Below are 13,589 nucleotides of genomic sequence, written 5' to 3'. Positions count from 1 at the left end.
ATTTTAAGATATTTTTGAAAAAATTATTGAAAGGCAGTGAAATGACCATAGATTTAAATCACAATCTTACTTCTTTTGTCCTTCTTGACGAAGTTGATTTTGATTTTTTAAAGTTAAAAAATATTTTAGAAGATGAGCTTGGTATAAAAATAGCCGATGAAAATTTCACTGAAGAAGGTGGGATTTTTTCTTATGAAAATCGCTTGATTACCTTAAATTTGATTACAAATCCCATACCCAATCACGAAGCAGAGTATTATGCAAAATTTAATTTTATGTGGAAAGATGCCCTAGAACAAACCAAAAAACATAAAGCCCATCTTCTTGTAGCGGTATTAAGTCAAAATGAGAGTAAGATAGAACAAGCTAAATTTTTTACAAAAATTGCCGCTTTGTGTTTGGAAAATGAACACGCACTAGGTTTTTACACAGGTGCAGTTGTTTTAGAACCCCGTTTTTATATAGAAAATGCAAAAATGTTAGATGATAATCGCTTGCCTATTTACAACTGGGTATATGTGAGTGTTTATCCTAGCGAAAATGGGGTGAGTGCTTATACTTACGGACTTAGAAATTTCGATAAATTGGAGCTTGAAGTTTGCAATGCAAATGTAAGGGAAAAAGAGCTTTTCTTTTGTATTTATGATATTATCTTACATATTTTAACTTATGATATAACCTTAAAAGATAAAGATGTTTTAAAGTTTGAAGATGGGAAGGAGTTGAAATTTATAAAAAGTCAGGGCGTAAGCATTGAAAATGAAAGTTTAAAGATTATTTTTTAGTATTCACATTCGCTTCACAATTTTAAGTTAAACTTTCGCTAACCAAGATAAAAGGAGAAAATATGAAAGCAAAATTAAGCTTGCTTACTTTGTTGAGTGCTACGGTGCTTTTGGCTAAGGATATGGTAGTTCCTGCTAACGAACTTCCAAATAATGCTAAAGAGTTTATTTCTAAGAATTTCAAAGCCGCCCAAATTGGTTTGGTAAAAAAAGATGTGGATTCTTATGATGTAACCTTAAATGATGGAACTGAAATTGATTTTATGATTAATGGAGAGTGGAAAGAGATTGATGGGAAGTATAAAGCTTTGCCAGATAGCATTTTGCCTGATATTATGAAAAAAGCAAGTATGACTCAAGCTAATGCTCAAATTCTTGAAGTCAGCAAAGAAATAAATGGTTATAAATTTAAATTTAACAATAATATGCAAGTTTATACCGATATGCAGGGTAATGTGCTAGGTCAAAAGTTAGATGATTAATCTTGAAAAACAAATATGAATTTGGGAGTTAAAACACTTCCAAATTCTATCTTTGATTTATAAATTTAAAATATATTTATCCTTAAAATACTACCTTATTAATACAAAATATTATTTTTTTATAAAAATTAAATTTACAAAATATTACATAAAATTTAAAATATTTTTTTAAATAAATAATTATTTATAAATATTTTGCTAAAATGAAAGAGACGTAATCTTAAATTTAAGGAAGAATAATGAATACTCCTAAATGGACGAGCCACGATACAAGGTGGGTTTTATCTCTTTTTGGAACAGCTATTGGAGCTGGTGTGCTTTTGCTACCTATTAGTGCTGGGCTTGGTGGATTAATACCTTTGCTGGTTATACTTGTTTTAGCTTTTCCTATGACTTATTTGGCTCATAGAAATTTGTGTCGCTTTGTGCTTTCAAGTTCTAATCCAAAAGATGATATTACCTTTGTTGCAGAAAGTTATTTCGGCAGGGGGGGGGGATTTTTAATTACACTTTTGTATTTTTTTGCTATTTTGCCTATTTTACTAGTATATAGTGCTAATCTTACAACAACTTTGCTTGAGTTCTTAATCAATCAATTCCATTTTAATGCAGAACTTACTCATGCTGCTCGTTGGTGGGTGAGTTTTTTAATTGTTGGAATTTTAGTTTTGATTTCTATTCTTGGTGAAAATGTTGTAACAAAAGCAATGAGTTTTCTTGTTTTTCCTTTCATTATATTTTTATTTATTTTTTCATTGCTTTTAATTCCGCAATGGAATTCATCATTATTTACAAATGTCGATTTTTCCGTAATCTCAACAAGTAATTTTTGGGTTACTTTATGGCTTGTTATTCCTGTGATGGTTTTTAGCTTTAATCATTCTCCTATTATTTCTTCGCTTGCTTGTTATTGTAAAAAAGAATATGGTGATTATGCTGAATCTCGTGCTAGAAAAATTATTTCTTTAGCAATCGTTCTTATGGTTTTTGTTGTAATGTTTTTTGTTTTTTCTTGTGCTTTAACTTTTACACCAGAAGATTTTGCATTAGCAAAAGAACAAAATATCAATATTCTTACTTTTATAGCAAATAAATTTCCTGAAGTTTCTTTACTGGCTTATGTTGGACCTATTGTTGCACTTGTGGCTATTAGTAAAAGTTTCTTAGGCCATTATCTTGGTTCTCAAGAAGGCTTAAATGGTATTTTATATAAAGCAAGTAATGGTAAAATTCAAGGTAAATTAGCTCAAACCCTAACAGCAATTATTACTTTTGCTATTGCTTGGTTTGTTGCATATAAAAATCCAAGTGTTATAGGGATTGTTGAGGCTATTGGTGGTCCTGTTTTGGCTATTTTACTTTTCTTAATGCCACTTTATTGTATTTATCGTTTTGATATTTTGGCGAGATTTCGTAATAAATTTTTAGATTTTTTTATTTTGGTAATGGGGATAGTTGCAATTTCTGCTGCAATTCATAATCTTTTATAAATTAAGGATAAAAAATGAGCAATTTAAGCATTTTTAAAATAGGTGTTGGTCCTTCTTCTTCTCATACTTTAGGACCCTTACTTGCTGGAAAGTTATTTTGTAAAAAAGTCGCTAAAAAGCTTGATGAAATTAATAGGGTTGAAGTTACTCTTTATGGTTCTTTGTCACTGACAGGTAAGGGACACTTGAGTGATAAGGCTGTAATTTGGGGGCTAAATGGTTTAGAAGCTAAAAATTTAAGCACACCAATACAAGATGAAATAAATAAAAATGCTATTGAAAATGCTCAAATTAATTTTTGTGGCGAGAAAAAACTTAGTTTTGATTATGAAAAAGATTTGATATTTTCTAAAGAATTTTTACCTTTGCATGAAAATGGTATGAAAATTAAGGCTTATGACGCTAAGGGTGCTTTGGTGGATGAAGAAACTTATTATTCTGTGGGTGGGGGTTTTGTTTTGAGTGCTGCTGAGTTAGAAAAAAAGGGTAAAAATTCCAAGCAAAACAAAAAGAAAAAACTAGATATAGAGCTTAATAATGCTAAAGTTGCCCTAGAGCTTTGCGATAAAAGAGCTTGGGATTTAGCAGAGCTTTCTTATCATTATGAATTACAATTTCATACCAAAGATGAAATTCGTGCTTATTGTCTTGAAATTTGGGAAGTGATGCAAGAAGTGTATTATAATGGCACTCATTCAAATGAAGAGTATTTGCCCGGAAAGCTTCATTTAAAGCGTAGAGCCAAAGGACTCAAAGAAAGAGTAGCGATGACGGCTGATCCTATGGGTATTATCGATTTTATTTCTTTATATGCTATTGCCATTGCTGAAGAAAATGCTAGTGGGGCTAAGGTCGTAACAGCTCCAACTAATGGTGCTTGTGCGGTCATACCTGCTGTAATGCTTTATCTTAAAAACCATACCATAGGCTTTAATGACGATAAGGCAGTGGAGTTTTTGCTCGTGGCTATGCTCATAGGCTCTTTCTATAAGAAAAATGCAAGTATTAGCGGAGCAGAAGCGGGTTGTCAAGCTGAAATTGGCAGTGCGAGTTCTATGGCGGCTGCGGCTATGGCAACAGTTTTAGGAGCCAATGCTTTTAAGGCGTGCAATGCCGCTGAAATGGCAATGGAACATCACTTAGGTCTAACTTGTGATCCTGTGGGTGGGCTTGTTCAAATTCCTTGCATAGAAAGAAATGCCTTTGGGGCTATTAAAGCCATAAGTGCCGCTAGAATGGCTATGACGCGTAAATCTACTCCTAGGGTAAGTCTTGACGAGGTCATAGAAACTATGTATGAAACAGGCAAGGATATGAACTATAAATACAAAGAAACTTCTTTAGGGGGTCTTGCTACAAATTTAAAAACAGTATGCTAAAGTGTTTTTACACTTTAGTGTATTTTTTCATTCTTTGGCTTAAAAATTCTTTCATTTCTTCTTTAGAAAAGCTTTTAAGAATGCGAATTTGCTTAAAAAGCAAACCAAGATTGATAATGCCCATCACTAAAAGCAATAAACAAATCATCAAAAAAACAAGGTCTATAGCACCAAACTCGTTGATTGTAGCTAAACTCGCAAAAAATACACTCGCTAATAATAAAAAAAGCAAAAGCAATATTTGCTTGAGTTTAGCTTCGTTAAAATTATCGCAATTTTGAGTGAAATTTCTAAAAAGTATGATTTTTTTACCTAAATTTGAAACTAAAAGTTCATCATTTTCTTTAAATAAACCTTCTTTCAAACTTTGATAAAAAAAGATTTCATTGTTTAAATTTAAATCATCTTTGTGGCTTGCTAGGGTGTAGTCTTTATAAAAAAAGGATTTTAATTCCTTCTGCTTTTCTATTTTAAATAATCTTAAATCATTTCTTGCATAAAAAAATCCACTAAAGTTCATAAATGCCATAAGTATCACTCCCTAAAAAATTCCTGTAAAGTGGCTTGAAATTTAAAGGCATTGTAACATTTTTTTCATCATTTAAACTTGAACTTTGGAAAATCAAAAACATATCCATTTCACCTTTAAAAATTTTAAGAAATTTCTCCCCACCTTCATACATTAAAAATTTAGTCTCACTTGGAATTTGAGTGTAAATTTGGCGATTTGACACTTTAAATAAGGGGATATTTTTATCAAAATTTTCTAAATTTTGACGGCTTAAAATGCAAAGATTAGGGGCTTTTGCCTTACAAAGCCTAGCATCAAGTATGGGGCGGTCTTTTCTTATGGTTTCTCCACCTACTACAAGCAAGTCAATGACCGCTCTGATTTTATGTGCATAGGTGCGACTTAGCTCACAGCTTACGATTTTACCAAAGGGCGAACCATTCATAGAAAGGGCTAATTTAAAAAGCTTAAATTGTCCTTTTTGCCATTTTAAAAAAGGCTTTAAGAGCTTTTTACCTTCTTTTTCAAGCACTCCAAATTCCACTTCTATGCCTTGTTTTTTTAAAAATTCAGCCCCGCCCCTTGCGATTTTATTTTCATCTTTGACACTGATAAAAATTTTTTTAAAACCAAGCTCACCAAAAAGTCTCGCACAAGGTGGGGTTTTGCCTTGATGAAAACAAGGCTCAAGCGTAACAAAGGCTATGCTATCTTTAAAAATATTTCTGTGATTTTTACAAATAAATTCGTGCAAAGCATTGGCTTCTTTAGGTAAAGTAATTTCAGGTTTAAGCTCTTTAAAAGCCTGAGCTAGGGCATTGAGTTCTGCATGAGCAAAACCAGCCTTTTCGTGAGCTTTGATGGCTAAAATTTTACCATTTTTATCCAAGATTACACAGCCCACAGCAGGATTTGGATAGCTTAAAAATTGATATTTCCAAGCCTCGTTTAAGGCTAAATTCATATAAAATTCTTTCATTTTTCGCCTTTAAAATAGTGTGTATTTTTAAATTTTTATATCAAGCATAAGACTTAGTTTTAAAATAGCTAAAAATTTTGCCCTTGTTTTTATAGTTTTACACCTACTATTCTCCGCCTTATCCTTGATAAAATTATAATGGAAGTTTTTAAAGAAAGCTTTTTGTGGCCGGGAGAAAGGGATTCGAACCCCTGGAGGTGTTACCCTCAACGGTTTTCAAGACCGCCGCTTTCGACCACTCAGCCATCTCCCGATAAATTTTGCCTTTTGGAGGCGACATCCGGATTCGAACCGGAGATCAAGGCTTTGCAGGCCCATGCCTTACCGCTTGGCTATGTCGCCCTGATAATATTAAAAAAGTGGTGCCCGAGGCCGGACTTGAACCGGCACGGAAGAAAAATTCCGAGGGATTTTAAGTCCCTTGTGTCTACCAATTCCACCACCCGGGCAGGTGTTGGAGCGGGAAACGAGATTCGAACTCGCGACCCCAACCTTGGCAAGGTTGTGCTCTACCCCTGAGCTATTCCCGCATAAATTGTCTATAAAGAATTAAAGGTAAAATTGTAGCAAAATAAACTTAAAAGGAGTTTATTTTGCTTTAAGCTATTTGCAAATGAACAAAGCTTTTGCATTCAAGCTTTGTTCTTTTTTATTGATGAGTGGAGATGAAAGTTCTATGTCATTACCTACTTTTGTGGCTTTTACACTTAGCATTCTAGGGGTGCTAGGCATAGAGCTTGTTTCTAAATTTTTTAATATACAAGTTCTGTTAAAATCCGAAGAATAGGTTTTTTCATACTGATAAGATGTTTGTAGAAGTTTGTTATAGAGTTTTTCTTTATTGTCGCTAAGTATGTCTTTTGAAAATCTTGCTTGTAGGGCTGGTGTTGAAACGCTGATGAAGTTGTTTTTGGCTATGATGGCATTAATATCATTTAAAAGCCCATTAAAAGCTGCAAGCTCATTTTCTTTAAATTCGCATTCTAAATTTGCATTAAGCCTTTGACCTTTTGGGGTTTGTACGCCGTCTTTATAGGAAAAATTAGGTTCTAAAGAAAAGCTTCCACCACTGCAAAAATTTTCTTTTTTAGAGCGTTCTAAAATTTGATTGAAAGTATTTGCGATTTGGACCTTCTCTTCATTATCTAGCGTTATTTTTGAACTTAAATTTTCATTTGCCCAAAAATTAATATTTGCATATAAAATATCAGGTTTTAGCGTGTTGCTTACTTCTATATCCCTTGAAAAATATAAATCGTGCTTAAGCTCTTTTTTGTTTAAAAATTCCACATTAAAAACCACACCCGCAACAAAAAGTAACAAACACAAAAAACCTATACCTAAACCTTTAAAAAAAGCTAACATTTTTATCCTTAATAATTTAATTTGAGCTAATTTTAGCAAAAAAATTTTAAAATTTTTTGCTATACTCTAGTTTATGCAAAAAAAAGAGCTTGAAAAACTGCAAGAAAATTTACTTCTTTGGTATGAAAAAAATGGACGCAAAGATTTACCTTGGCGGAATTTACAAAGCAAAAACTGCCCTAAGAATTTAAGGCATATTGATAGAGCTTATGGGGTTTATATCAGTGAAATTATGCTCCAGCAAACTCAAGTTAAATCCGTTTTACAAAGCTTTTATTTCCCATTTTTGCAAAAATTTCCCACTTTGCAAAGCTTGGCTTATGCTAATGAAGATGAGCTTTTAAAGGCTTGGCAAGGGCTTGGATACTATACTCGTGCTAGAAATTTAAAAAAGGCAGCCTTAGAATGTGTGGATAAATTTGAAGCTAAATTACCCAAAGAAGTTGAGAACTTAAAAAAATTAAGCGGCATAGGAGCTTATACAGCCGGGGCTATTGCTTGTTTTGCTTATGATAAAAGCGTTTCTTTTATAGATGGCAATATACGCCGTGTGCTTTGCCGTCTTTTTGCTTTAGAAAATCCAAACATAAAAGAGCTTGAGAAAAAGGCGGAGCAAATTTTAAATTTCAAAAATGCTTTTGACCATAATCAAGCCCTGCTTGATATAGGAGCTTTGGTTTGTGTGAGTAAAAATGCAAAATGCGGGGTTTGTCCCTTGTATGATTTTTGTCAAGGTAAATTTAACACAGAGCTTTATCCAAGAGCTAAAAAGACGCTTTATGAGAGTGTGAATTTAAAGCTTTTTTTGCTTGAATTTAATAAAAAATTTGCCCTACAAAAGAGCCAAAACAAGCTTTATAAGGGTATGTATAATTTTCCTTTTTTTAAAGAAGGCGAATATAAACTTTCTAAAGATATGCAATTTTTAGGGGCGTTTAAACACAGCTATACCAAATATAAACTAAGCATTAAGGTTTATCATCAGCTTCTTACAAATGAGAATAAAAATTATGAATTTAAAAGCCTAAAAGAATTAGAAAATACCGCTATTTCAGCCCTTTCTTTAAAGGCTTTAAAGATATTTAAAAATGAAATTTAAAAAACTTTATGTAGAATTAAGCGATACTTGCGGATTAAAATGTGATTTTTGTCCTTCGCAAAAGGGTGTGCGTGGGGTGATGAGCGAAGAAAAATTTGCAAAACTAGCTCCGCAAATTTGCAAAGTGGCTGAGCTTTTCACCTTTCATCTTTTAGGCGACCCTTTGCTTTTACCTAATTTAGAGAATTATCTAAAAATCGCAAAAAATCAGGCTATGAAGCTTGAAATCACTACAAGTGGCTTTTATCTTAGTCCCAAAAACCGCCAATTGTTATTAGAATATGACAATATCCATCAAATCAATATTTCTTTAATGTCTTTTTTAAGCCAAAACAAACTTTCTTTAGAGCAGTATTTTAAGCCTATTTTAGAGCTTTGTAAAAGGCATTTAGAGCAAAAAAGCCTTTCTTTTATCAATCTTAGACTTTGGAATTTAAACTCCAATTTTAAAGCCCCTAGAGAAAATTTTCAATTTTACACGCTTTTAGCAAGGGAATTTGAGATTAAAATTGATATAACTTTAGCCAAAAACCGCCTTGCAAGACATATTTTACTCCATCAAAACAAGCTTTTTAAATGGCCTTCTTTAGAGCAAAAAGCCCTTTATAAAAAGGGCAAATGCCACGCTTTAAAAGAACAAATGGGAATTTTAAGTGATGGGAGTTTAGTTCCTTGTTGTTTGGATGCTAAAGGGGCTGTGAATTTAGGAAATGTTTTTGAAAATAAGTTCCAAAAGCTCTTAGAAGCACCCCGTCTAAAAGCTATGCAAAAGGCTTTTGAAGAAGATAAACGCATAGAAAAACTTTGTCAAACTTGCGAATTTTTCAAAGCAAGATTGAGTGATTAAAAATTGTTTTTCTCTAGCTTTGATTTAAATTCTTCAATTCTATCTACTATCTTAGGGCTAAGGCGTAAGAGTGTGTGCGTGTCTTTGTTGATATAAATTTGACCTGTTTTAGCAGCCTTAGTGTTTTTTAATAGAGTGTTTGTGCTGAGTAAATTTTCTCCTGCATTAATGCCTAGTATCAAAAAATCAGGATTTTGTTTAAGTATGTATTCTGCTGATATAACAGGTCTTGAAACGGGACTTTGTGGGCTTAAATTTTTAAGTCCTATAAGTCTTAAAATATCAGCTATTAAAGAATTATCATTAAATGCCATTAAAGGATTGCTAGAATAAAGATAAATCGCACTTTTATTTAGGGGCTTATCGCTTAGTTTTTTTAAATTTTGCCTTAATTCTTGCTTTAAAAGTTCTGCTTCTTTTTCTTTTTGGGTAATTTGACCTAAGCTTGTGATATTTTTTGTTATATCTTCTAAACGCTCGGCTTTTAAATAAATGCTTTTGATACCAAAATTTTTAAGCCCCTCTTCCAAATTTAAAGAATAAGAACTTAAAATCACTAAAGTGGGTCTTAATGCTACGATTTTTTCAAGTGAAGGATTTGAAAAAGTGCCTACACTTGTAAGTTTTGAAGTTTTATCTTCAGGGTAAATTTGAGAGTGTTGTAAGCTGGCAATCCCTACAATTTGCTCTTCAGCATTTAACATAAAAAGCGTCTCAATACTAGCAGGGTCAAGCACTACAAGGCGTTCTTTTGCATTTAGGCTTATTAAAAATAAAGCCATAATCATTAGAATTTTTTTCATTTTTTCTCCTTTAAAGCTAAGATGTAAGGTTTAGAATTTTTATAAATAATTTCGCAGTTTAAATCATAAATTTCTTTTAAAATTTCTTTTGTAAAAAGCTCTTTGCTTGTGCCAAAATACCTTAGCTCCCCTTCTTTTAAGAAAACGATTTTTTGACAGAATAAAGAAGCTAAATTTAAATCGTGAAGCACGGCAACTACGCTTATTTTTTGTTTCTCAATCAGCCACTCACAAAGGCTTAAAAGCTCTATGGCATAGTTTAAATCAAGGGCTGAAGTAGGCTCATCTAAAAAAAGAATTTTAGCCCTTTTAAGCAAGGCTCTTGCCAAAAGCACTCTTTGGAATTCTCCCCCGCTCAAAGAAAGCACACTTCTTTCTAAAAAATTTTCAAGCCTTAAATCCTTAGCCAATTCTTTAACTTCTAAAATATCTTCCTTAGAATAAGAACTAAAAGTGTTCTTTAAATTCGCATATTTACTCATCAAAAGCACATCGATGACTTTTAAAGCTGTGTTTAAGCCTGAATTTTGGGGGACAAAGCCACAAATTTTGGCAAATTCTTTAAGAGAAAATTCCTTGATATTTGTGTCAAAAAGGCTTATTTCCCCTTCATTTTGCTCTAAATTTTTGAGTATAAGTTTTAAAAGGGTGCTTTTGCCCGAGCCATTTGGACCTAAAATGCCTATGAAAGCTTGGTTTTCAAGCTCTAGATTGATATTTTTTAAAAGCTCTTTTTTGTGATAGGAAAAGCTTAAATTTTGTATTTTTAGCATTATAAAAACCTTCTAGCATTTAAGGCTAGATATAAAAAAATAGGCGCTCCAAAAAAGGCTGTTAAAATCCCTATGGGAATTTGCACAGGGGCTAAAAGAGTTCTTGCTAGGGTATCGCAAATGAGTAAAAATAATCCCCCAAGTGCCGTGCATAAGGGAATAACTAAGGCATTATCGTAATTTTTTAGCAAAAGCCTTGTGGTATGTGGCACTATAAGTCCTACAAAGGCTATAAGCCCCGTAAAAGCAACCGCAAAAGATACGGCTAAGGATGAGACAATCAGTAAATTTATCTTTAATTTTTGAGCATTGACCCCTAGATTTCTAGCTTCATCATCCCCGCTTAAAAGTATATTAAGCTCATTTTTATGAGCATAAAAATAAAACAAGCAAAAAATCAAAGGCAAAAGCAAAATTCCCACACGAAACCAAGAAGCTGAGCCTATATTTCCCATAAGCCAAGCGACTATTTTAAAAGAATCTTCGCCTATAAGATAGGTAAAAAAAGAAGTAAAAGCACCTAAAAAAGATGAAGCGGCTATACCTATGATGAGTAAGGTGGCTATGGAAGCCTTAGAAGAAATTTTAAAAACCCCTAAGGCAAAAAAAGCAGAGCAAACAAAGCCTAAAATTCCATAATAATAATCATCTAGTTTTAGCAAATACGCCAAAACCGCCCCAAAGGTTGCCGCAGAAGCTATACCTATGATATAAGGGTCGGCTATGGGGTTTGAAAATACATTTTGAGTGATAGCCCCGCTACTGGCTAAAAGCATACCGATTAAAATCGCCATTATAATGCGTGGCAAACGCCCATCAAGTATGATTTGACGCGTGATTTCATCTGTGCCAAAGAGATAATCATAAAGCTTGCTAGGGCTTAAAAACTCATCGCCCAAACAAAGCGCTATGAAAGCAAAGACTATATAAGCTAGGCTTATAAATGTCAAATTTTTAGAAAGCATATTTAAACTCTACATAGTAATTTCTGCCATTTGCAAGCATGTATTTATCATTTACGCTATCTTGATACGCGTAGTATTTTTTGTCAAAAAGATTGCGAATGCCTGCTAAAATTTGCAAGTTTTTATGATGATAATTCATACCGATGTCAGTTAAAAAATAATCTTTTATCCAAGCATTCTTAGACATTTTTCCACTTGCTGCGTTAATAACTCCACCATCTTTTGCTCTGGAAAAATAAGTTAAATCTATAAAGCTTGAGAATTTTTTATTTAGGGCGTATTCTACTCCTGCTGTGGCTTTGATTTTAGAGACATAAGGAATTCTCATTCCATCATTAACCCCTTTGGAAATTTTAGCATCCAGATAGCTTAAGCTTTCTTTCAAAATCAAATCATCATTTAAAAAAGTCTGATTTAAACTAAGCTCCGCTCCTAAGCGGCGGGTTTGGTCTATGTTGTAGTATTGCCAAAAGGCTCCGCTGCTTGAGTGAGGGTCTCCAAGATAAGAAATTTCATCCTTGCTTAGAGTATAAAATAAGCTTAAATTAAAACCATAAAAATCCCACCAAAAATCATTCATTCCTAGTTCAAAGGTATCAAAAATTTCGGGGTCTAAATTCGCATTATAGTATTTTTGAGTCGCTTGGTCTTTATTGACAAATTGTGCTGGACTTGGAGAAACAAAGCCCCTTTCGTATTTGATATAGAGCTTTCCTGTGTCTGAGTATTTGAAATTTGGAGTGATTTCAAAGGCTAAATTTTTACTGGTATCATCGGTGGAAAAAAGCTCGGTTTTGTTAATTGGATTTGCTCCCATTATCATATTGCTAGTGTAATTGCGGTTTGTATCATAAAGGCTATATTCGTATCTTGCACCCCCTGAAATAGAGAAAATATCGTTAAATTCGTGTGAGTCTAGGGCAAAGATGGAGTGGCTTTGTTTATTCATATCCATAAGGGTAGTCATAGTGTGGCTCATTTGAAAATTATTAGAATTAACATCATAATGGACTATGTTGGTTCTTTTTGCATCGTGCTTTGAAAATTCATAACCAAAAATGAAATAAGAATTATGGGCGTAGTTTAGCTTGTTTTTTAAATTCAGTCCAGCAAAGGTATCTTCAAAGCCGCTTCCATCCTGATAAACAGGAAGGGTCATACCCCTTGTAGTCATTGTAGAAATATCTTTTAAATACCTTAGCTTTTGATTTTGCCAAAAAGTGCTTAGGCTTAATTCCCACACATCGTTTAAATAATGATGATAATCCAAAGTAATTTCGGGGCGATTGATGGAAGTGATGTTTTCGCCGCTGCCTTTTTGGGTGGGATTAGCTTCTATTTGTGCCTTGCTAAGATAGCCACTGCTGGTATCCTTGCTTTTATAATAATTATAAGCCAAAATTAAGTTACTATCATCATCTATATCCACATAGCTTTTTGTGTTGATAAAATAACCCTTTTCGTTATAGCCTTTTTGATAACCATAGCGATTAAAGCCCTGTATATCGAAGCTAAAGGCTAAATTTTCATTGATTTTTTTCGCACCGCTTACTCCTAAATTTCCACCCGTTCTTCCCAAGTCATAGGCTCCGCCTTTTAAATTTAGGGCAAAAGAGTCTGATTTTTGCTCCTTAGTGATGATGTTAATCACACCCCCACGCGTGCCATTGCCATAAAGCACAGAGCCTCCACCGGGTATGATTTCTATGCGTTCTATATTGTCTAAATTGATACTTTCTAGCGGGGTTACGCCGTGAGAATTATCCAGCACATTGATAGCACGCCCATCTATCATAACTTTTACGGCTATATTAGCTTTGTTTCCTTGTCCTCGCATGTCTATATTGCGTCCTAGTCCAAAATTTACAAAACTAATGCCTGAAATTCTCTCTAAAGCTTGTTCTAAGGAAGTGTAGCCTTTATCTTGCAAATCCTTGCCTTCTATGCTGATGACATTGCGTAAATTTGAGTCCGCATCTTGCTTAAAACCTGTCGCACTGACGATAACTTTTTCTAAGTTGATACGCTCATCTTGTGCCTTTAATTGGGTTAAGGTTAAGATGAGTAAAGATAAATTTAAAAGCTTTGAGTGCAAATTTTACTCCTTAATT

At 33.3% G+C, this 13,589-nt stretch carries 13 protein-coding genes and 4 tRNA genes; 6 read left to right on the top strand and 11 right to left on the bottom strand.

Annotation, left to right across the window (positions count from 1 at the left end):
- The first annotated feature begins 41 nt into the window (after positions 1 to 41).
- From ACLL8X_RS04800 to ACLL8X_RS04785, 4 genes are all read left to right on the top strand, one after another.
- Entirely contained in the window at positions 42 to 785 is a 744-nt protein-coding gene (locus ACLL8X_RS04800; RefSeq protein WP_411989801.1) for a DUF4261 domain-containing protein, read from the top strand.
- Between the two features lie 62 nt (positions 786 to 847).
- Positions 848 to 1,267, top strand: a complete 420-nt coding sequence (locus tag ACLL8X_RS04795; RefSeq protein ID WP_411989800.1) for a PepSY-like domain-containing protein — start codon at positions 848 to 850, stop codon at positions 1,265 to 1,267.
- Positions 1,268 to 1,506: 239 nt separating this feature from the next.
- A complete protein-coding gene (locus tag ACLL8X_RS04790; RefSeq protein WP_411989799.1) occupies positions 1,507 to 2,757 on the top strand; it encodes an SLC5/6 family protein in 1,251 nt (416 codons plus the stop codon).
- Positions 2,758 to 2,771: 14 nt separating this feature from the next.
- Complete coding sequence (locus tag ACLL8X_RS04785; RefSeq protein WP_411989798.1) at positions 2,772 to 4,136, top strand: L-serine ammonia-lyase; 1,365 nt, start codon at positions 2,772 to 2,774, stop codon at positions 4,134 to 4,136.
- A gap of 7 nt (positions 4,137 to 4,143) precedes the next feature.
- Here ACLL8X_RS04785 and ACLL8X_RS04780 read toward each other — a convergent pair whose 3' ends face one another.
- The 7 genes from ACLL8X_RS04780 to ACLL8X_RS04750 form a co-directional block, all read right to left on the bottom strand.
- Positions 4,144 to 4,665 (bottom strand): hypothetical protein, encoded by a 522-nt coding sequence (locus tag ACLL8X_RS04780; protein WP_411989797.1) that lies wholly within the window; start codon positions 4,663 to 4,665, stop codon positions 4,144 to 4,146.
- Positions 4,646 to 5,626: a bifunctional diaminohydroxyphosphoribosylaminopyrimidine deaminase/5-amino-6-(5-phosphoribosylamino)uracil reductase RibD gene (gene ribD / locus ACLL8X_RS04775; protein ID WP_411989796.1), complete on the bottom strand. Its 981-nt coding sequence runs from the start codon at positions 5,624 to 5,626 to the stop codon at positions 4,646 to 4,648. The genes ACLL8X_RS04780 and ribD overlap by 20 nt, the downstream gene beginning before the upstream one ends.
- 165 nt (positions 5,627 to 5,791) lie before the next feature.
- Positions 5,792 to 5,879 (bottom strand) — tRNA-Ser (locus tag ACLL8X_RS04770).
- Positions 5,880 to 5,894: 15 nt separating this feature from the next.
- Positions 5,895 to 5,968 (bottom strand) — tRNA-Cys (locus tag ACLL8X_RS04765).
- Positions 5,969 to 5,986: 18 nt separating this feature from the next.
- A tRNA-Leu gene (locus ACLL8X_RS04760) sits at positions 5,987 to 6,075 on the bottom strand.
- A 6-nt stretch (positions 6,076 to 6,081) separates the two neighbouring features.
- A tRNA-Gly gene (locus ACLL8X_RS04755) sits at positions 6,082 to 6,156 on the bottom strand.
- Between the two features lie 73 nt (positions 6,157 to 6,229).
- Positions 6,230 to 6,991: a hypothetical protein gene (locus ACLL8X_RS04750; RefSeq protein ID WP_411989795.1), complete on the bottom strand. Its 762-nt coding sequence runs from the start codon at positions 6,989 to 6,991 to the stop codon at positions 6,230 to 6,232.
- 73 nt (positions 6,992 to 7,064) lie between these two features.
- On the opposite strand from ACLL8X_RS04750, the gene mutY reads away from it, so the two are divergent.
- Together mutY and ACLL8X_RS04740 are read left to right on the top strand one after the other, a co-directional pair.
- Complete coding sequence (gene mutY, locus ACLL8X_RS04745; protein ID WP_411989794.1) at positions 7,065 to 8,090, top strand: A/G-specific adenine glycosylase; 1,026 nt, start codon at positions 7,065 to 7,067, stop codon at positions 8,088 to 8,090.
- Positions 8,080 to 8,937 carry a radical SAM/SPASM domain-containing protein gene (locus ACLL8X_RS04740; protein ID WP_411989793.1) on the top strand — a complete coding sequence of 286 codons (858 nt, stop codon included), beginning with the start codon at positions 8,080 to 8,082 and terminating at the stop codon, positions 8,935 to 8,937. Before mutY ends, ACLL8X_RS04740 begins: the two co-directional genes overlap by 11 nt.
- On the opposite strand, the gene ACLL8X_RS04735 is transcribed toward ACLL8X_RS04740, so the two are convergent.
- The 4 genes from ACLL8X_RS04735 to ACLL8X_RS04720 are packed head-to-tail and all read right to left on the bottom strand — an operon-like array spanning position 8,934 to position 13,573.
- Positions 8,934 to 9,740 carry an ABC transporter substrate-binding protein gene (locus tag ACLL8X_RS04735; RefSeq protein ID WP_411989792.1) on the bottom strand — a complete coding sequence of 269 codons (807 nt, stop codon included), beginning with the start codon at positions 9,738 to 9,740 and terminating at the stop codon, positions 8,934 to 8,936. The two genes, ACLL8X_RS04740 and ACLL8X_RS04735, sit on opposite strands and share 4 nt — an antisense overlap.
- The gene (locus tag ACLL8X_RS04730; protein ID WP_411989791.1) at positions 9,737 to 10,513 is read right to left on the bottom strand and encodes an ABC transporter ATP-binding protein; all 777 of its coding nucleotides are present in this window, start codon (positions 10,511 to 10,513) and stop codon (positions 9,737 to 9,739) included. The genes ACLL8X_RS04735 and ACLL8X_RS04730 overlap by 4 nt, the downstream gene beginning before the upstream one ends.
- Positions 10,513 to 11,478, bottom strand: a complete 966-nt coding sequence (locus tag ACLL8X_RS04725; protein ID WP_411989790.1) for a FecCD family ABC transporter permease — start codon at positions 11,476 to 11,478, stop codon at positions 10,513 to 10,515. Before ACLL8X_RS04725 ends, ACLL8X_RS04730 begins: the two co-directional genes overlap by 1 nt.
- Positions 11,468 to 13,573, bottom strand: a complete 2,106-nt coding sequence (locus ACLL8X_RS04720) for a TonB-dependent receptor (RefSeq protein ID WP_411989789.1) — start codon at positions 13,571 to 13,573, stop codon at positions 11,468 to 11,470. Before ACLL8X_RS04720 ends, ACLL8X_RS04725 begins: the two co-directional genes overlap by 11 nt.
- Positions 13,574 to 13,589 lie beyond the last annotated feature (16 nt).

Source organism: Campylobacter parajejuni, from assembly GCF_046764905.1.
GTDB lineage: Bacteria > Campylobacterota > Campylobacteria > Campylobacterales > Campylobacteraceae > Campylobacter_D.
The sequence above is the reverse complement of the archived record's forward strand: the minus strand, read 5'-3'. Positions and strand labels throughout refer to the sequence as shown.